This is a genomic window from Streptomyces sp. NPDC051320 (assembly GCF_040682175.1).
In the GTDB taxonomy this organism is placed as follows: Bacteria; Actinomycetota; Actinomycetes; order Streptomycetales; family Streptomycetaceae; genus Streptomyces.
In genome coordinates this window covers 58,731-76,788 of sequence record NZ_JBFBAL010000011.1, presented here as the reverse complement: position 1 = coordinate 76,788, position 18,058 = coordinate 58,731, and the positions used below count along the sequence as shown (strand labels likewise).

21 protein-coding genes and 2 pseudogenes are annotated in these 18,058 nt (G+C 68.7%); 10 read left to right on the top strand and 13 right to left on the bottom strand.

Annotated features, from left to right (window positions below; translation table 11 throughout):
• Window positions 1-103: 103 nt before the first annotated feature.
• The 4 genes from AB0M87_RS23825 to AB0M87_RS23810 form a co-directional block, all read right to left on the bottom strand.
• Complete coding sequence (locus tag AB0M87_RS23825; protein ID WP_365856111.1) at window positions 104-319, bottom strand: hypothetical protein; 216 nt, start codon at window positions 317-319, stop codon at window positions 104-106.
• Between the two features lie 97 nt (window positions 320-416).
• Window positions 417-1,295: an SDR family oxidoreductase gene (locus AB0M87_RS23820; protein WP_365856109.1), complete on the bottom strand. Its 879-nt coding sequence runs from the start codon at window positions 1,293-1,295 to the stop codon at window positions 417-419.
• The gene (locus AB0M87_RS23815) at window positions 1,292-2,185 is read right to left on the bottom strand and encodes an alpha/beta fold hydrolase (protein WP_365856107.1); all 894 of its coding nucleotides are present in this window, start codon (window positions 2,183-2,185) and stop codon (window positions 1,292-1,294) included. The genes AB0M87_RS23820 and AB0M87_RS23815 overlap by 4 nt, the downstream gene beginning before the upstream one ends.
• Complete coding sequence (locus AB0M87_RS23810; RefSeq protein ID WP_365856105.1) at window positions 2,182-3,702, bottom strand: NAD(P)/FAD-dependent oxidoreductase; 1,521 nt, start codon at window positions 3,700-3,702, stop codon at window positions 2,182-2,184. The genes AB0M87_RS23815 and AB0M87_RS23810 overlap by 4 nt, the downstream gene beginning before the upstream one ends.
• Before the next feature lie 165 nt (window positions 3,703-3,867).
• Here AB0M87_RS23810 and AB0M87_RS23805 point away from each other — a divergent pair, with 165 nt between their 5' ends.
• On the top strand, window positions 3,868-4,533 hold the full coding sequence (locus tag AB0M87_RS23805) for a MerR family transcriptional regulator (protein WP_365856442.1): 666 nt from the start codon (window positions 3,868-3,870) through the stop codon (window positions 4,531-4,533).
• Here AB0M87_RS23805 and AB0M87_RS23800 read toward each other — a convergent pair.
• The gene (locus AB0M87_RS23800; RefSeq protein ID WP_365856103.1) at window positions 4,521-5,324 is read right to left on the bottom strand and encodes an exodeoxyribonuclease III; all 804 of its coding nucleotides are present in this window, start codon (window positions 5,322-5,324) and stop codon (window positions 4,521-4,523) included. The two genes, AB0M87_RS23805 and AB0M87_RS23800, sit on opposite strands and share 13 nt — an antisense overlap.
• 63 nt (window positions 5,325-5,387) lie before the next feature.
• Between AB0M87_RS23800 and AB0M87_RS23795 the strand changes: the two genes are divergently transcribed.
• From AB0M87_RS23795 to AB0M87_RS23780, 4 genes are all read left to right on the top strand, one after another.
• Window positions 5,388-5,900, top strand: a complete 513-nt coding sequence (locus AB0M87_RS23795; RefSeq protein WP_365856101.1) for a GNAT family N-acetyltransferase — start codon at window positions 5,388-5,390, stop codon at window positions 5,898-5,900.
• Between the two features lie 151 nt (window positions 5,901-6,051).
• Window positions 6,052-6,726, top strand: a complete 675-nt coding sequence (locus AB0M87_RS23790) for a hypothetical protein (RefSeq protein ID WP_365856099.1) — start codon at window positions 6,052-6,054, stop codon at window positions 6,724-6,726.
• A 3-nt stretch (window positions 6,727-6,729) separates the two neighbouring features.
• Window positions 6,730-7,221, top strand: a complete 492-nt coding sequence (locus AB0M87_RS23785; protein ID WP_365856097.1) for a phage holin family protein — start codon at window positions 6,730-6,732, stop codon at window positions 7,219-7,221.
• Complete coding sequence (locus AB0M87_RS23780; protein ID WP_365856095.1) at window positions 7,197-7,913, top strand: DUF3618 domain-containing protein; 717 nt, start codon at window positions 7,197-7,199, stop codon at window positions 7,911-7,913. Before AB0M87_RS23785 ends, AB0M87_RS23780 begins: the two co-directional genes overlap by 25 nt.
• A gap of 57 nt (window positions 7,914-7,970) precedes the next feature.
• On the opposite strand, the gene AB0M87_RS23775 is transcribed toward AB0M87_RS23780, so the two are convergent.
• The 6 genes and pseudogenes from AB0M87_RS23775 to AB0M87_RS23750 form a co-directional block, all read right to left on the bottom strand.
• Entirely contained in the window at window positions 7,971-8,759 is a 789-nt protein-coding gene (locus AB0M87_RS23775; protein ID WP_365856093.1) for an SAM-dependent methyltransferase, read from the bottom strand.
• Between the two features lie 100 nt (window positions 8,760-8,859).
• Window positions 8,860-9,813, bottom strand: coding sequence for a serine/threonine dehydratase (locus AB0M87_RS23770; RefSeq protein WP_365856091.1), 954 nt, complete (start codon window positions 9,811-9,813; stop codon window positions 8,860-8,862).
• 180 nt (window positions 9,814-9,993) lie between these two features.
• Entirely contained in the window at window positions 9,994-10,296 is a 303-nt protein-coding gene (locus AB0M87_RS23765) for a hypothetical protein (protein ID WP_365856089.1), read from the bottom strand.
• 624 nt (window positions 10,297-10,920) lie between these two features.
• Entirely contained in the window at window positions 10,921-11,298 is a 378-nt protein-coding gene (locus tag AB0M87_RS23760) for a hypothetical protein (protein WP_365856087.1), read from the bottom strand.
• A 359-nt stretch (window positions 11,299-11,657) separates the two neighbouring features.
• Window positions 11,658-12,083 carry a hypothetical protein gene (locus tag AB0M87_RS23755; protein WP_365856462.1) on the bottom strand — a complete coding sequence of 142 codons (426 nt, stop codon included), beginning with the start codon at window positions 12,081-12,083 and terminating at the stop codon, window positions 11,658-11,660.
• Between the two features lie 6 nt (window positions 12,084-12,089).
• Window positions 12,090-13,140, bottom strand: a pseudogene (locus AB0M87_RS23750) (RHS repeat-associated core domain-containing protein); the annotation flags it as partial.
• On the opposite strand from AB0M87_RS23750, the pseudogene AB0M87_RS23745 reads away from it, so the two are divergent.
• From AB0M87_RS23745 to AB0M87_RS23735, 3 genes and pseudogenes are all read left to right on the top strand, one after another.
• Window positions 13,138-13,986: pseudogene (locus tag AB0M87_RS23745) on the top strand (IS256 family transposase); the annotation flags it as partial. The pseudogenes AB0M87_RS23750 and AB0M87_RS23745 overlap by 3 nt on opposite strands.
• A 175-nt stretch (window positions 13,987-14,161) precedes the next feature.
• A complete protein-coding gene (locus AB0M87_RS23740) occupies window positions 14,162-14,746 on the top strand; it encodes a dihydrofolate reductase family protein (RefSeq protein ID WP_365856085.1) in 585 nt (194 codons plus the stop codon).
• Window positions 14,743-15,156 (top strand): VOC family protein, encoded by a 414-nt coding sequence (locus AB0M87_RS23735; protein WP_365856083.1) that lies wholly within the window; start codon window positions 14,743-14,745, stop codon window positions 15,154-15,156. The genes AB0M87_RS23740 and AB0M87_RS23735 overlap by 4 nt, the downstream gene beginning before the upstream one ends.
• A gap of 93 nt (window positions 15,157-15,249) precedes the next feature.
• Here AB0M87_RS23735 and AB0M87_RS23730 read toward each other — a convergent pair whose 3' ends face one another.
• A complete protein-coding gene (locus AB0M87_RS23730; RefSeq protein WP_365856081.1) occupies window positions 15,250-15,672 on the bottom strand; it encodes a hypothetical protein in 423 nt (140 codons plus the stop codon).
• 5 nt (window positions 15,673-15,677) lie between these two features.
• The gene (locus AB0M87_RS23725) at window positions 15,678-15,959 is read right to left on the bottom strand and encodes a hypothetical protein (protein WP_365856079.1); all 282 of its coding nucleotides are present in this window, start codon (window positions 15,957-15,959) and stop codon (window positions 15,678-15,680) included.
• 356 nt (window positions 15,960-16,315) lie between these two features.
• Between AB0M87_RS23725 and AB0M87_RS23720 the strand changes: the two genes are divergently transcribed.
• Window positions 16,316-16,888: a hypothetical protein gene (locus AB0M87_RS23720; RefSeq protein WP_365856077.1), complete on the top strand. Its 573-nt coding sequence runs from the start codon at window positions 16,316-16,318 to the stop codon at window positions 16,886-16,888.
• 341 nt (window positions 16,889-17,229) lie between these two features.
• Window positions 17,230-17,964: a hypothetical protein gene (locus AB0M87_RS23715; protein WP_365856075.1), complete on the top strand. Its 735-nt coding sequence runs from the start codon at window positions 17,230-17,232 to the stop codon at window positions 17,962-17,964.
• Window positions 17,965-18,058 lie beyond the last annotated feature (94 nt).

Below are 18,058 nucleotides of genomic sequence, written 5' to 3'. Positions count from 1 at the left end.
CGGCGCTTGAGGCCGGAGTCCGGGGCGGAGCCCCGCAGCGGCGCGGCAGGCGAAGAGGCGCACCCCCCGAAGGGGGAACGCCTCAACACGCGGACCCGGCGGGTCAGGAGTCGAACTCGTCCCGCATCCGCTCCTGCATGCCCTCGCCCTCGTCCCGCATGCGGTCCTGCATGCCCTCGCCCCGCTCACGCGCCGCGTCATCCGCCCGCGAAGACCGCTCCGGACGCCCGGACTTCTCGTCCTTCATCCGGCCGCCGGACTTCTTGGCCTGGTCGGCGAGCTCCTGCTGCTTGTTCTTGAACTGGTCCTTCATGCCCATGAGATTCGCTCCTAGTGGCGTATGGGGAGGTCAGCGGCGTGGAGCCGACTGACCTCGACCAGAGTTACACGAGCGGACATGCAGCGCATTTCGGAAGTTAACCCTCCGTGCGCGCCTTCTCGTCCGCCGCTCCCCCGGCGCCCACCAGCCCCCGGGCGACCCCCGCCAGCCGTGGTTCGAAGCGGCGCATCTCGCGCTGTCCGACCACCCCGATGACCGACGGCAAGTAGCCCCGGACGGACTGCATCCCGCGCAGCCACCACTGCGCGTACACATGCGCGGAGCGCCGTTCGATGCCCGCCACGATCCGGTCGACGGCCGGCCCCAGCGGGTAGGTGCGGTTCGTCGGCCAGGGCAGCCGCTGCCGCAACTCCCGCATCACCTCGTCCTGGTCGGCGCCGCGCACCATGTCGGTGTCCGTCCAGGACAGGTAACCGACGCCCACCCGCACGCCCTTGTATCCGACCTCGGCCCGCAGACAGTGCGCGAAGGCCTCCACCCCGGACTTGGACGCGCAGTACGCGGACATCATCGGGGCGGGTGTGATCGCGGCCAGCGAGGCGATCTGCAGGAAGTAGCCGCGGCTCTCCATCAGCACCGGGAGGAAGGCCCGTGCGGTCACCGCGCCGCCCACCAGGTTGACTTCGATGACCCGCCGCCAGGCGTCCGGGTCGGAGTCCACCAGCGGCCCGCCGGTGGCGACACCCGCGTTGGCGACGACGATGTCGACCTTGCCGAACCGCGCCTTGACCTCCTGCGCCACCCGCGCCATCGCCGCCTGGTCGGTGACGTCGGCATGCCAGTGATCGCTCTCGGTGTGCAGCCGATCCGAGACGGCCTTCAACTCATCCGGTTCCAGGCCGATCAGTGCGACCCGGGCGCCGCGCGCGGAGAGCTTGCGGGCCAGCAGTTCGCCCACCCCGCGGGCCGCGCCGGTGATGACCGCGACCTGGCCCTCCAGACTGTTCCTGCTCATACCGCCGCCTCCTTGTTCTCCGCGCGTACATAGGTGTCGACGAGTTCCAGCAGCCGGGCACTGACCGCTTCGGGGGCCTCCACCGGTGACATGTGCCCGACGCCGGTCAGTTCGGTCAGGCCCAGGCTGTCCGGCAGCGCCGCGGCCAGCGCGCGGGCATGGACGGGCGGGGTGAGCCGGTCAGCCGTACCGACGATCACCGCGGTCGGTACCCGCAACTCCCGTACGCCCGCTTCCAGATCCAGCTCGGCGAGCACGTGCGACCAGGCCACCCGGGTCGCCCGCGGGCAGGCATGTACGATCCGGGCGCACTCGGCGACCCGGTCGGCGGCCGAACCGGGGCCCATCGTCGCGTACTGGAGGATCCGCTTCGACACGGCGGTGACCGGCCCGAGCGGAGCCCGCGCCCCGAGCACCGTGCGGGTCAGCCGGGTCCGCAGCCGCCCGGCCCGTATCGGTACGACGACCGACTCGGCCAGCAGCCGGGAAGCGCCGGTACTGCAGAGCAGCACCGCGGCGGCGTGCTCCCGGAACCCGGGCCGTCCGGCGGCGGCCATCATGGTCATCCCGCCCATCGAGTGCCCGCCGAGTACGGCCCGCTCGCCCGGCGCGAGCGTCGCGGCGAGCACCGCCTCCAGGTCGTCGGCCAGCGCGTCCGTGCTGTGTCCCGCGCGGGCCGCGCGGGGTGAACGCCCGTGTCCCCGCTGGTCGTACACCACCACCCGGTGATCGGCCGAGAGCTCCCCGATCTGGGCGCGCCAGAATTCGGTCGAGCAGGTCCAGCCGTGCGCGAGCACCACCGCGGGGGCGTCCTGCGGCCCGTACACCTCGACATGGACCCGCGAACCGTCGGCGGACGTCGCGGTCAGCTGCCGCGCCGCGGTACTCACACCGCCTCCTTGTCAGCGGCGCGGTCCGCGATCCCGGCGCCCGCGGGCACCGGCCTGATCACCTGGTACTCCCCGAGGTCCACCTCCCGGGTGGCCCGGCGGAACTCGGTCGTGGTGCCCGGCCAGATGGTGGTGTTGCGTCCGTTTGCGTCGAGGTACCAGCTGGTGCAGCCGCCGGTGTTCCAGACGGTCCGCTGCATCCGCTGCTGCACCCGTTCGTTCCACGCGCTCACCGCGGCCGGCCGGGGGTCCAGCGCCGCGCGCCCGCCCAGTACGTTCAACTGCCGCATGTAGTCGGCGAGATAGCTCAGCTGGGACTCGATCATCAGGATCATCGAGGAGTTCCCGAGACCGGTGTTCGGACCGATGATCGTCATCCAGTTGGGGAAGCCGGCCGCGGTCGCGCCGCGCAGTGACTCCATGCCGTCCTTCCACGCCTCGGCGAGGGTGACACCCTGGGCGCCCACCACGCGTTCGGCGATCGGCATGTCGGTGACATGGAAGCCGGTACCGAAGATGATCACGTCCGCCTCGGTCTCGGTGCCGTCGGACGCCACCAGGGTGTTGCCCCGCACCTCCTTGAGCCCGGAGGCGACGACGTCCACATTCGGGCGGGCGAGCGCCGGGTAGTACGTGCTCGACAGCAGGATGCGCTTGCAGCCGATGCGGTACGAGGGGGTGAGCTTGGCCCGCAGTGCCGGGTCCTTGATGGAGCGGCGGATGTTGGACCTGCCGATGGACTCGATGAGCCCGAGTTCGTTGGGGTGCTTGGTGAACGCGCCGACCTGCAGCTCCCGGATGCCCCAGAGGAGCCGTCGGCGTGCCGCGGCGGTGACCGGGACCTTGTCGTGCAGCCACCGCTCGGCGCCGCTGATGGCGCGGTCCATCCGCGGCATCACCCAGGGCGGGGTCCGCTGGAAGAGCGTCAGCCGGCCGGCCTCGGGCTGGATGGCGGGCACGATCTGGATCGCGGAAGCACCGGTCCCGATCATCGCGACGCGCTTGCCGCGCAGGTCGTAGTCGTGGTCCCACTGCGCGGAGTGGAAGACCTTGCCGTCGAACCCGGCCAGTCCGGGGATCTCCGGGATCTTCGGGTCCGAGAGCGGTCCGGTGGCCGAGACGACCACGTCGGCGGTGAGGGTGCCCTGCGAGGTCTCGATCTCCCAGCGCAGCTCGGCGGTGTCCCACCGCATCTCCAGCACCTCATGACCGAGGCGGATGTGCGGTCGCAGTCCGAAGGTGTCGGCGACGTTCTCCAGGTACGCCCTGATGTGCGGCTGCCCGGAGAACGTGCGCGGCCAGTCGGGGTTGGGCGCGAAGGAGAAGGAGTACAGGTGGGACGGCACGTCGCAGGCGCACCCCGGGTAGCTGTTGTCGCGCCAGGTCCCGCCGACGGAGGCGGCCCGTTCCAGGACGACGAAGTCGGTGATCCCCTCGCGGCGCAACCGGACGGCGGCTCCCAGGCCGCCGAATCCGGATCCGATCACCGCCGCTCGCACGTGCTCGTACCGGTCCATGCTGCTGCCTCCCGCAAAGCCCCAACTCCGCCAGCAATCACTGGCACTGTTGGGAGAGTAGAGCACCCCCGTACTGATGGGTAGGGGTGGGCGGAGCGAAAGTTACCGGAGGTACGACATAGGCTTTCCGACGTGGCAGCGGAGAGAGCAGGGCGCGAGTACCGCATGGAAGAGCTGGCCAAGGAGGCCGGCATCACCGTGCGCACCCTGCGCTTCTACCGCGAGCGCAAGCTGATCCCGCCGCCCCGCCGGGAGGGGCGCATCGCGTGGTACGACGAGCATCACCTGGCCCGGCTGCGCACCATCGCGGCACTGCTGGAACGCGGCCACACCCTCAGCGGCATCGCCGATCTGGCCACCGCCTTCGAGAGCGGCCGCGACGTGGGGCAGCTGCTCGGCCTGGCGGCGTCCGAGGCACCCACCTGGTCGGAGGAGGAGCCGGTCCGCCTCACCCCCGAGCAACTGGCCGACTACTTCGAGGGCGAGGTCACGGCGGAGAACCTCGCCACCGCACTGAACCTCGGCTACCTGGCGACGGACGGCGACGAGATCATCCACATCAGCCGCCGGCTGCTCGAGGTGTCGGCCGCCCTGGTCACCCAGGGCGTACCACTGGCCTCGGTACTCGCCGCCGGTCACCGGGTGCGGGAGCACACCGAGGCGCTCACCCGCCTCTTCACCGATCTGATCCACGCGCATCTGCCGGACACCGAGTTCGAGGAGGCCATGGCGCGGCTGCGCCCCCTGGCCAAGGACGTCGTCGAGGCGGAGTTGTCCATGGCGATGGACCGGCAGGTCCGGGCGGAGCGCGAAAGCTCTCAGAGGTCGTAGACGGCGGTCACCGGCGCGTGGTCGCTCCACCGCTCCTCATGCGTGGCGGCGCGCTCCACCCAGGCCTTGACCGCCCTGGCCGCGAGGCCGGCCGTCGCGACCTGGAGGTCGATGCGCCATCCCGTGTCGTTGTCGAAGGCGCGCCCGCGGTACGACCACCACGAGTACGGTCCGTCGACGCCCGGGTGCATCGCCCGCACCACGTCGACGTAAGCCCCCTCACCGCTGTCGAGGACCCGGGTCAGCCACTCCCGCTCCTCGGGCAGGAAGCCGGCGTTCTTCCGGTTGCCGCGCCAGTTCCTGAGGTCGGCCTCCCGGTGGGCGATGTTCCAGTCTCCGCAGACCACCACCTCACGGCCGTCCGCCGCAGACCGCTCCCGGAGCCCCTGGAGATACGGCAGGAACTCCGCCATGAACCTGGTCTTCTCTTCCTGCCGCTCGGTGCCGACCTCGCCGGACGGCAGATACAGGCTGGCGACCGTGACGCCGGGCAGGTCGATCTCGGCGTACCGCCCCGACCCGTCGAACTCCTCGCTGCCGAATCCGGTCCGCACCTGGTCCGGCTCACGCCGTGAATACAGCGAGACACCCGCGCGACCCTTGGCGGCCGCCGGCGCGTGCAGCGTGAACCAGCCCTCCGGCTCCCGCACCGCGGGGGCCAACTGCCCGGGCTCGGCCCTGACCTCCTGGAGGCAGACCACATCGGCGGAGGTCAGCGCCAGCCACTTCACAAAACCCTTCTTGGCGGCGGCGCGCAGGCCATTCACGTTTACAGTCGTCACGGTGAGCACCACGGCACCCTACCGACACACGCCCAGCCACTCAGCCCACCGCATAGATATATGCTATCCCGTATGAATATCCGTCCGGTCCGCTACGACCACCCCGACGCCGTCAAACTGAACGACCAGGTCCAGCTCGAATACGCCGAGCGCTACGGCGACGACGGCGACATCACCCCGCTCGACGCCACCATGTTCGACCCGCCGTCCGGGCTCTACCTGCTCGCGTACGACGCGGACGACCGGCCGGTGGCCACCGGCGGCTGGCGCAACCAGGACGCGGCGGGCGACTACGGATACTCACCGGGCGACGCGGAGATCAAGCGGATGTACGTGGTCCCCGAGGCCCGCGGCCTCGGCCTCGCCCGGCGGATACTGGCCGCTCTGGAGGAGAGCGCCCGAGCGGCCGGCCGCACCCGGATGGTGCTGGAGACCGGCGACAAGCAGCCGGAGGCGATCGCGCTGTACGTCTCCAGCGGCTACACCCCGAGCGCGAAGTTCGGCCACTACCGCGAGTACGAGAGCAGCCTCTGTTACGCGAAGTCCCTGGTCCCGCCGAGAAAGGCCACCGCCGGAAGGCCGTGATGGAGAGGCCGGTGCACCACGCGAGCTGAAAGAGGTTTTCCTCCCTCCATATGGCTACTCGCCCCGTATGTTCGGTCTCATCGCTCGCTTCCCTTCCGACCGAAGGCAGCGCACCGGGCACGGGATCCATGCCATACCCGTAGGAGGAACCTTGAGTGACTTCGACGAAGCCGGCCGCCCGGACCGCAGCACAACGGCGGCCGCAGCGAAAACGGCTCAGGACAAGGCAGCCGAGGGCGCCCAGGTGGTGAGCGACAAGGCCACCGCGGTCACCGACACGGCCAAGGAACAAGCAGCCGGCGTCGCGAACGAGGCAGCCGCGCAGGCCGGGAACCTGGTGAGCGAGGTACGCAGTCAGCTCCAGGACCAGGCCGACTCCCAGACCCAGCGGCTGGCCGGCAACGTGCGCCGGCTCGCGGACGAACTGGGCCGGATGAGCGACAGCGGCGAGCCGGACTCCTCCGCGGCCAAAGCAGTACGCAAGATCGCCGACGGCGGCCAGCAGGCGGCCGCCAAGCTGGAGAGCCGTGGGCCGGAGGGCCTGCTCAGCGACCTGCAGGGCTTCGCGCGGCGCCGGCCCGGAGTGTTCCTGGCCGGGGCGGCCCTGGCCGGCTTCGCCGTCGCGCGGGCCGGAAAGGGGGTCGGCGCGGCCGGCTCGGACGGCGACGGCTCCCGTGCCTCCACCGGCGGTACCGGCGCCCACCGCGCCGCGCCCTGGCCGGAGGACACCGCTCGCGCTCGGCGGCCCGCACCCGGACCCGTCCTGGCGCCGCCGCCCGTCGCCGCCCCGTCGTACGAGTACCCCCAGCGACCGCAAGGGAGTTGAGCCGTGGCTACGTCCTACTCGGAGCGCGTGGCAACCGGCGCGCACCCGCGGCCCCCGCACGTCTCACAGCCCCCGCCGGCCCCTGATCCCGCGCGCGTTTCGCCCGACGGTTCTGCGGCCGGGCCCTCGATAGGCGACCTGGTCGGTGACATCAGCAAGGACCTCTCGCAGTTGGTCCACGACGAGATCGAACTGGCCAAGGTCGAGCTCAAGGAGGAGTCGGCCAAGGCGGGAAAGGCCGCCGGCATGCTCGCCGGGGCCGGTTACGCGGGCCATCTGCTGATGGTGGTCGCCAGCTTCGCCGCCGTCTTCGGTCTCGCGCACGTGGTCGATCTGGCCTGGGCGGCGCTGATCATCGCCGGAGTGTGGGCGGTCGCGGCAGCGGTGCTCTTCGTCACCGGCCGCAAGCGCATGCGCAGCGTCAATCTCAAGCCGGAGCAGACCATGGAAACACTGAAGGAGGACGCCCGATGGGCACGCAACCCGATGAGCTGAGGCACGACGTGGAAGACACCCGGGCGCATCTCGCCCGTAATGTCGACCTGTTGGCGGACCGAGTGGCTCCACGGAACGTCGCGCGCCGCAAGGCTCACGCGGCACGGCGCAGGGCGGGCGCGGCACGCCACCGGATGACCGGAGTGAAGGAGCGCGTCATGGGTTCGGCGTACGACACCCGGGACGGCCTGGCGGACACCGCACGCGGAGTGGCCGACGCCGCGCAAGGGGTGGCCGATACCTCGGGGCAGGCCGCCGAACGGATCGGCGAGACGGTCAAGGACACGACCGGCCAGGCGACCGGCGCCGCCCAGCAGGCTCCGGAACGCATCAGGGAACGCACCGAGGGCAGCCCGGTCGCAGCCGGCATCATCGCCTTCGGTGCGGGCATGCTCGCTGCCGCGCTGCTCCCGGCGTCCAAGGCCGAAGAACGGGTCGGCGAACGGCTCCGGGAGCACTCGGACGAACTCCTGCAGCCCGCGAAGCAGACCGCCCAGGAAATCGGGGAGGACCTCCGTCAACCGGCCGCCGAAGCCGCGGAGTCCGTCAGATCCGCCGCCCAGGACGCGGCCCGCACCTCCAAGGAGCAGGCCCGCAGCGCCGGTCAGGACGCCACGCGTGATCTGCGCGATGTCGGCCAGGACGCCGCCGACTCGGTCCGCGACCGCAACGAAGGCCCTACCGGCGGCTGAAGCCCCCGACAGCCCGGCACCCGCACCCGGCACCCGGGGCGCGGCAGCGGGGTGGATTCAGCCCGCCCGGCGGCCGACTCCGACGTAGAAGCCGCTCAGTTCGTCCTTCGGTGCCGGCTCGTCCTGGTACCACTCCACGGCAGGCACCAGCCCCGGCTCCACCAGCTCCAGCCCCTCGAAGAACCGTTCCACCTCCGCGCGGGTGCGCATCCGCAGTGAGATGGCGCCGTCCTTGTAGGCGTCCTTGGTCGCCTGCTCGAGTTCCGGATGCTGGTCGGCCGTGCCGTGCGAGAACACCAGATAGCTGCCCGGCGGCAACGCCCCCACCAGGGTGCGGGTGATCCCGTACGGGTCCTGGTCGTCGGGCAGGAAGTGCATCAGCGCGATCAGCGACAGCGCGATCGGCCTGCTGAAGTCGAGCAGTTCACGGGCCCGCTCCAGGATTGCCTCCGGCTCACGCACGTCCGCCTGGACGTAGTCGGTGGCCCCCTCGGGGCTGCTGACCAGCAGCGCCTCCGCATGCCGCAGCACGATGGGATCGTTGTCGGCGTAGACGACCCGGGCCGACGGCGTGATGGCCTGGACGATCTGGTGCAGATTCGGCGCGGTCGGGATTCCCGTACCGATGTCCAGGAACTGGTCGACCCCACGACCCGCCAGCCAGCTCACCGCCCGCTGCATGAAGGCCCGATTCCGCGCCGCGATCCCCCGCGCCTGCGGCGGCAGCGTCTCCGCGAGCCGCTGATCGACGGGGTAGTTGTCCTTCCCGCCCAGCAACCAGTCGTATACGCGTGCCGGGTGCGGTTTGCTGGTGTCGATCGGAGGTCTGTCCATACCGGCAGTCACGGGAAGCTCCTCGGGGTGGCGGTCGCGGGCGGGAGGAGCTCAGCGTATCCGGGGCCAACCACCAGTCTCCGAACGGGTGTTCGCCCGCCGGGCGAAACGCCTAACTCCGGTTGCCGAGATCGCCCAGCCCCGTGTTCGCGCCGCACAGCACGACGCAGACCTTCTCCCCGGCCGCCGGAGCGTAGGCCCCGGTACGGAGCGCGGCGAAGGCGGTTGCCGCAGCATGTTCGACGGCGAGCCGGCGCTGTTCCCACAGGGCTTCGCGGGCGGCGATGATCGCGTCGTCGGAGACGAGCACGGAGACCGCGTCGGCGCGCCCCGCCCACTCCAGCGCCATCGGGGTGACCCGACGGGCGCCCAGCGAGTCCGCCGCCACCGAGCGCACCGGCACGTCGACCGGCGCACCCGCTGCCAGCGCCGCGTTCAGCGCGCGGCAGTCCGCCGGTTCGACGGCGACGACCCGGATGCCGTGCTGGTGCGCGGCGACCGTGACCCCGGTGAAGAGGCCTCCGCCGCCGACCGCGACCACGACGGTGTCCACGCCGGGGCTCGCCGCGCGGATCTCCTCCAGGAGGGTGCCGGCCCCGGCGGCGATCAGCGGGTGGTCGTAGGCGTGGCTCTCCAGCGCGCCGGTCTCGGCCGCGTATTTCCGCGAGGCCTCCAGGGCTTCGGCGTATTCGCTGCCCACCTGACGGATCCGCGCGCCAAGGGCGTGCAGCCGGGCCACCTTGACCGCGGGGGCGGTCTCCGGCAGGAACACGGTGGCCGGCACGGAGTACTGCCGCGCCGCCCAGGCGCACGCGAGACCCGCGTTCCCGCCGCTGGCGATGACGATGCCTGCCTCCGGCAGCGTGCCCGCCCCCGCGTGCGCCCCGACGAAGTTCGCCGCGCCGCGCGCCTTGAACGACCCGGTGTGCTGCACGAACTCGTAGGCAAAAAACCCCTCCGCCCCGGCGAAGTCCGCCCCGCGTTCCGGGGGCGACAACGTCACCGGCCGGGTGCGGCCATGGGTACGGGCGAGGGCGGCGGTGATATCCGTGTAGGCGATGCTCACGAGGTCTCCCGAACGGCCGGAGGGCGACGACTGGGGGGCCGTCGGCTCCGACCATACGAGAATCCCGGCCGCACTGGCCTGGGCCTGTGCAGCACAATGCAGCGGCGTCGGCGGCGGTGCCGTACGGGCAGCACGTGATCCGTCCCGCCGCAGCCCGTACGCACCCGCCCCCGTACAGGGTCAGCTGAGCGCGTAGCCCAGGATGCCCTCGCTGTCCTGGCCCTCACAGGTCTTCGAGTTGGAGTCGAAGTGCTCCAGCGGGCCATTGGTCCGGCAGCGGCGCACCAGCTCGGTCTGCACACCGGCGGGCTTGGCCGAGTAGATCAAGCCGAGGCGGGTCACATACGTCTGTCCCTCGCAGAACCAGTAGCCCGCCTCGCGTCCGGTCGTGAGCGTGGCCGCGACTACTGCAGCCGTCGTGACCAAATGTCCCGCGACGGCGATGCGCAGACATCGTCCGCTCGATCCGGTCGGCTTCGCCATCCCGTTCCTTCGAGACCGTAAGACCCTTCTCCCGGCTGCGTGCGATCTCGGCTGTCACCGCGTGCGCCCGGAAGTACAGGTTCCAGGGCGCCGTTCGCAGGACCAGGAGCCAGAGCAGCCCCAACACGCCCGCCCCCACCCCCAGTACGAACCCTGGCGGCGCCCCCACCGCGTACACCACGACCAGCGCCACCACTGGCGCCCCGGTAATCACGAACGCGCCCACGACCTTGCTCACGACGCCCTCCCTGCCGTCGTACGACCCAGCGAGCCATTCTCCTGCCGGGGCCGACCGTCCGGCATGAGTACGGCTACTCACTTCACCGCCGGACTGGTCCGCGGCAGTGTCATGCGCCACTTGACCGCCAACGTCATCGGCTTCCGTCTGCTGGTGGCCGCGCGGAGTGCGGTCCAGGACATGGCCGTGGCCGTAGTCCCGGGCCACGTTCAGCAGGTCGGAGAACTTGGCGATGTCGCTGATCTCCCACCGGCCGCGGGCTCCCTCGCGTCCGTCGCTTGGCGCGGACGTCCGCGGCGAGCTTGTTGATGTTCCGCGCGGACAGGGCGGGTTTGGCGCGGGTGCCGAAGAGCCGTCCGGCACGTTCCCGGGCGCGGGCGTACGCGTCATCGCTGGGCAGCTGCTGTTGAACGCAGCGCCCAGCCGGGGCCGATCTCGGCGAGTTCGGGGGCAGCCGTCTCGGGGCCGGAGTGGAACACCCAGGCCCGGTCGTCGAGCAGGGCGTACGCGGCGATCAGGACGTTCGCGGTCTGCTTGTCGACACCGCTGTATCCGAAGTCCTTGGTGATCCAGCCGCGGATGTCCTCGACGGAGAGGTCTCCGCGCTCCTGGTGCTGCGCAGCGGCCTGGTTGATACGGGTACGCCAGTCGGCCCGCAGCACCAGCGGACCGTCGTGGACGATGCCGAGCTCCAGGGGCTCCACGATGCGTTTTACGGTCTTCAGCTGGTGGCTGCCGGCCTCCACCCGGCCGCCCTCGTCCATGGCCCGGGTGATCAGCCGCTCCTGCTCCCCATGCCATCACACCCGGCCGCCCCAGTCGGACACGCAGCGAAGCCGACCGGTCACCCGCAGCCCGCTGCACAACCCCTCCATCCTGCCAGCTCGGCGCACGGGCGCGGACGGCGAACGAGAACGTCCCGGGGGTTCCGGCTGAGCACGTCCGGAGCAGCCGGGACATGACGCTTCGCGGTGCGATCCGGTGCGGCGCCGTAGGGCGGGCGTGCTCCGTCCGCCTGCCGTACGCACGCGTTGCCGTACGGAATCTGAGGATCATTCCGCTCGGGATCCCTTACAGGCCATCTCTATCGGTGGGCATGGTCGAGTCGGTCCACCGATTTGATTCACTGATCACCCAGCCCCCGATCGCACTCTTGAACGGCAATGTCAGATGCTTGAAGGAGTTCCGCGATCAGGGAAGTCTCTACCTGAGTCCCTTGCCACCCTGTTGCTGCGAGCTCTTTCGCCAAAGCATTCGCTTCCTGGATTGGGACGCCCAAGGCCTCACGGAAAGCCTTCAGTACCTTCCCCCTGTGGGCAGTTGCCGCCGAAATGCGAATGCAAGAAATACCGTGATCGGAAATAAGGGCTTGGCGGATATGCTCGGGTGCCGGTCCCCAGCCACCATCATGCGAAATTCCGCAGACATCGCAAGACCATTCGATCTCCCAGCGCAACCTGCCTTTCTCAGAAATCTGAATTACCCAACCTTCACAGGCCCCTCCACAGTTGGAGCATTCTGCAGTGCGTTTAGTTGCTTGCTCGATCATTACCAAACCTCGCATATTCAAATATCTATCCACCACGGCGTAAAATCGGTCAGAATTCCCTGACCCATCCCGGGAATGGTGAGTACTGCCGGGAATTTGGCGTGCGAACCATCGATGGTGGAGCTCCTCGTGCACGATAGTATTCCGCAAGTCGTTGCTGCTCGAGAAACGTTTATATCCGATTTGTGTTCCAGCGTTCGGTTTTGCCATTCCAGTGTTCGCCCACGGGCTATATCGTGGCTTGTGTGTGAACTTAAGATTCGGAAAGTCGCGCCTGATTATTGCGTCGATTGCACGATTCCTGGATCGAGCCGTTCTTCCTGTTACGTGGCTCAAATCGCTCGCCCAGACGTTTCCTGCACCGTCGCCCTGGTGTGCTGCATCGGGAGGGGCACATGGTGCGAGCCCGAGTGGGTCTACCCATGATTAGCGGGTTACGGACATATGCAGTGGGGTTGGGGGCTGGTGTAAGTCCGAGGGGATCGGGGCTGAGGTAGCGGGCGGTTTCGGGGTCGTAGGTGCGGAAGTAGTTGTAGTGAAGGCCAGTCTCCGGGTCAAAGTACTGTCCCGGGAAACGAAGCGGTGTGTACGCGGCGCTGCTCGCTGCCCACGTCGTCGAACCCCATAGAGTGGCGCGGGTGTGCCAGGCAACATCGCCGTGTTCGTCGAGCAATTCACTGGGGGTTCCGAGCAGATCAGTGATGATGGCGAAGAACCGAGAATCTATGTCTTCAGGCTCTATACCACCGGTGGTAATGCGTTCCGTCTGGGTAATTGGGCGTAGATCCTTGTGGTCCCAGGTAAGGGTGACCGTGTTCGGCAACTCGGCTGAGACAGATGTCTGCTCGCAGAGCGTGCTGCCGTCCCAAGTGAATTCGATCCGCTCAACTACCGTCGTGCCATCCGCAGACAGGCGCTGCTTCGTGATCCGTCGGCCCAGTGGGTCGTAGGTATAACTCCAGCGAATTCCGTCCGGGGTGGCTGCCGAGACGAGACGGTCCTCCGCATCCCACGTGAAGCGCCACGTGTCGGGCTTGCGAGACAGGCGGGTCTTCTCGGCTCCACAGCCGGCCTGTCGGCGGCCACGGTCACCCGCCTCACCCAGCAGTGGCAGGCCGACCACGGCGCGTTCGGCGAGCGCGACCTGTCCGGCAGCGACTACGTCTACGTCTGGGCCGACGGCATCCACCTGCGCATCCGCCTGCGCGAGGCGAAGTCGTGCGTATTGGTCCTGATGGGCGTGCGCGCCGACGGCACCAAGGAGCTGATCGCCATGAGCGACGGCTACCGCGAATCCGCCGACTCATGGGCGGATCTCCTGCGCGACTGCGCCCGCCGCGGCATGCGCTCTCCCGTCCTCGCCGTCGGCGACGGCGCACTCGGCTTCTGGAAGGCCCTGGCCGAGGTGTTCCCCGAAACCCGCCATCAAAGGTGCTGGGTTCACAAGATCGCCAATGTTGCGAACGCCCTGCCGCAGTCCGCCCAGCCCGGCGCGAAGAAGGCCCTACAGGAGATATACAACGCCGAGGACCGCGACCATGCACAAAGGGCCGTGACCGCGTTCGCCAAGACCTACGGCGCGAAGTTCCCCAAGGCCGTCAAGAAGATCACCGACGACGTGGACGAGCTGCTGGCCTTCTACGACTTCCCCGCCGAGCACTGGATCCACTTGCGCACCACGAACCCGATTGAGTCGACTTTTGCCACCGTTCGGCTGCGGACCAAGGTCACCCGGGGCGCCGGCAGCGCGGCCGCCGCCCTGGCCATGGTCTTCAAGCTCGTCGAGTCCGCTCAGCAGCGGTGGCGGGCCGTGAACGCACCCCACCTCGTCGCCCTGGTCCGTGCTGGAGCCCGCTTCGAGCGCGGCCGCCTCGTCGAACGCTCCGAGAGCCACGCGGCCTGAACGACCGCAATTGATCCGCAGGTCATGACCCCTGCCCCCTCAGCCCGGCAGCAGGCCGGCGCGTCGGGCCGATGAGTTTGCCGGTTGCCTGAAGTCTTCCTTGTGGCATTCCCGCCCCGTCGGCGGATCAGGAAACGACGGATCCCGGTGTCATGGAGGAGAGATGGAGGCCAGGATGAACAATCCGGTTCGGCTGTACATGTCGATGTCGCTCGACGGCTATATTGCCGGCCCGGACGATCGGCCAGGGCAGGAGCTCGGGCGCGACGGTGGACGGCTCTTCAACTGGCTCGACGACCGGGAGTCCGACGGTCCGAGCGGCCAGGTCTACCGCGAAGCGCTGGCGACCGGCGCGGTGATCTCCGGCCGTCGGACCTTCGAACTCGCCGGGCGCTGGCAGGGCGACCACCACGACGGCGTGCCGATCTTCGTCCTCACCCACCAGGTGGATGACGGGGACGTGCCACCCGGGCACGCGCGTTTCGTCACCGATGTCGAGGACTGCGCCCGTCAGGCTCGCGCAGCCGCAGGGGACCGGGGCGTCATGGTCCATGGGGCGGGGGCCGCCCAAGCACTTCTGCGAGCCGGGCAGGTGGACGAGATGGAGATCCACCTGGTTCCGGTCCTCCTCGGGGAGGGCCGACGGCTGTTCGACCACCTGGGTAGTGATCACATCGAACTCGACCTCGTCCGACGGCTCGAGGATCGAGACGTGACGCATCTCCGCTACCGGGTGCGTCGACCCGACGAGGCCGCGTGAAGACGCTCTTCGTCTCCTACCGCGTCACCGACCTGGACCGCTCGCTCGGGTTCTACACCGCCTTAGGCTACGCCGAATTGGGCAGCATCGAGGGCGGCGACGGGGCTCGCCTCGTGATCCTCAAGTTCCCCGACGAACCGGCGGCCTCGCTCGAACTGGTCCACCGCCCCGGCCACGGACCGGTCGACGTGGGCAGCGGTTTCGACCACCTCGCGATCCAGGTGGAGAGGCTCGCCACCACCCTGGAGACGCTGACCGAAGCCGGCCTGGGACCCGAACCCCTCCAGTACCCGGGCGGCCCTCACGGCCCGAAGACGTCGTGGCTCACGGACCCGGATGGTTACCGGATCGAGTTGGTGGAGTGGCCGTCCGGACATCCCGACGGCATCACCGCAGCAGACTTCGCTTGAGGGGCCACGGCCTGCGGAGTGACGAAGCTCCCCCTCGGCGCGACCGCGGCGCAACGCGAGGCGACAACCCACCCCATCCACAGGTCTTGACGATTACTCCGCGGTCAGGACGGACAGGGCCAGACCGGCTATCTCGAACTCGGCGATCTCCGCAAGCATCACACCGATCTGCGTGATCAGCTCATGCGCCTCGTCCGCGAACTTGTCCAGTGCGGTGGCACCGTCACGCAGCGAGTGCGCCATGTCGGTGGCGTGCTTCCGCATCGTTTTGGCGCGCTTGGAGAACGCCTTGGCAGTCTCGCCCTCCCACGTCACATCGGACAGGGCCAGCTCTGCGGCATGACCGGCTTCGTCGAGGCCCTTGGCCAGGGCCCGCCAGTGCTTCGCGATCTCCCGGACCCCGTCGGGGTCCACGGCCGGGTCGGTGATACCGAGGAACTCCAGACCGCTGGCCATGGTGGAACCGAAGGCGTGGTTGGCCTTGCTGATCCAGTGCAGCGGGTTCAGATCCACCACCGGACTCAGCCCTTCTTCGCGCGGGCGGCCGCACTCAGCAGAATGTCGAGCAGATCGAAGGCATCGGAGACCTCACCGAGTAGCTTCGCCTCCGCGTTCCACTCCTCATTCAGGCTGGTCGTCAAGGTGGACAGGGTGTTCATGCCGTCACGGATGTCACCCGTCGCCTTGAACAGCGAACCCAGCGCACCCAACGCCGACAAGTCATGGGATGCGGCCTTGAAATCGTGCAACGGCTTCGCCGTGTGATGTGGCGCCCCCCGCAACCCCGCCGACCCCTTCGCCATCGACGCAGCATCCTTCGCCAGATCAGACACAACAACCGCCCCTGATACGACTACACGCACGTCAACCGAACTAACTTACGTAGGCCAGCGATCGTAGCGACATGGCACGCGCCACGGTTGGGCAAAAGTTGACGCTTCGTGACAGTGAACGGCGGATGCCCAACTGCTTCCCCTGGGGCGGTGGGTACCTCCGGCGAACTCTCCCGTCGAAGGCGGCTTCGGAGCTGCAAAGCTCCGGGCGAACGATCTTGCCCGCGCTGCGCTTCCCCTACCATCGTCACCGGACACGCCGATCGCCTAACCCTTGGGGCATATACATGCTGACCACGAGACGGCGGACGGCCCTGGCCTGCCTCGTGGCTGCTGCCACGCTCACGCTCACCAGTTGCAGCAGCGATTCATCCGGCTCCGGGAAGGACAAGATCGCAGGCGCGGATACCGGCGAGGCGAAGTCGCCCACGTCGTCCGCCTCTGCCTCAGCCTCAGCCTCAGCCGAGAAGAACGCGCCGACCTTCGACCTTCCGTCGGACATCAAGGTGACCGTCGACAAGAAGTCGACCGGCAACTCGACCAAGGACGCGATTCTGCGGGATGTGGCGTACTCGGTTGAGGCCCGCCTTGAGGGCTTCGCCAAGGGGGACGGTCAGACCACCAACATGAACCGTTACTTCGCGGCCTACGCCCGCACCGATTGGGCTGATCGCGTCGCGAAGGTCAAGAAGGAAGGTCTCACCGTCACGGGCGACTACCGGTTCTTCGACTTCGCGGTCATGGATGTCGCGAACACCAAGGCGGCCTCGGCTCGTTACTGCGAGGACCCGCAAGGGGTACGGCAAGGAGCTCAAGACGGACAAGGTGCTGCGCACCAAGCCGAGCGACAAGGACTTCATCCTGTACACGCTCCAGGTGTCCAAGGGCTCGGCCGGTGACTGGCAGGTGACGCAGCAGAGCTGGAAGAAGGGGGATGCCTCGTGCGTGCAGTGATGGGGGTAAGGGCTGCTCGTCCGCTTCTTGAGACGATTGCGGTGACGGGCATCGTCCTGGCTCTGGGGATGAGCTACCCGGCGTACGCGGGTGATCCGCAGGTCGGCGGCGATGAAGGGAGCGTTGAGCCCAAGCAGCCGACCCCGGACGCCGGAGCCGATTCCGGTAAAGGCACCATCGGTGCCCATATCCGCATCAGCCAGAGCAGCCCCGGTTCGAGCGGTTCCACCACGACCGCCACCTCGTCGAACGTGAACTGGAAGCCCCGGTCTGCTGGTACGAGCCCATGTACTCGTCGAAGGAGTACGAGAAGTTCATCAAGACCGCGTACAAGGGTGCGGGAGAGCCGGCGGCGAGCTACGCCATGAAGCGGGACGGAGAGCATTACCACAAGGGCGACAAGGGCCTGTGGTGGCAGGTGAAGTTCCGTGATGACAACTACAGCAAGGCGTGCCCCGTCACTACGGACAACTGGGAGATCTGGATTCCCCCGGCCGACCCCCAGCCGGACCCCAACAAGCTGACCCCGGAGATCCTCTCCGAACTGGCGTTCAACTCGACCAAGCTGCCCACGCCGCCCGTCGAGTTGAGCCCCCACGCGGACCACCTCATCGTGAACCTCGGTACGCGAGTGAAGCTCAAGGGCGACTTCGACCGCGTATGGACGACCGCCGCCATCAACTACAAGGGCGTCCGGATGGCGGCGACCACCGTCGCGACCCCGGTGGCGCTCAAAGTCGAAGCCGGTACCGACGACGCGGACCCGCAGACCTGCACCTACGACCTCGTCAAGGGCAAGAGCGGGTACACGGTCAACAGCAAGGATGCGGGCTGCAACGTCACGTACCGTCGTTCCTCCGGTTCGGGCACCTACCCCTTCAAGGCGTCGATCACCTGGAAGTTGACCTGGACCGACTCGGCCGACCCCGACGGACCGCCGCGGCAGCCCAGCCTGCCGGACGGACTCTCGACGTATCAACAGGACGTGACAGTCAAGGAGATCCAGGCCGTCAACCGCTAGGCAGCCGCTGCTCCGTGCCCGGGGGGCGGCTCGGGGCGCTTTCGCGTATCCGGATCACGCGGGTTCCGTTCGCAGGAGAGCCCGGAGGTTTCCA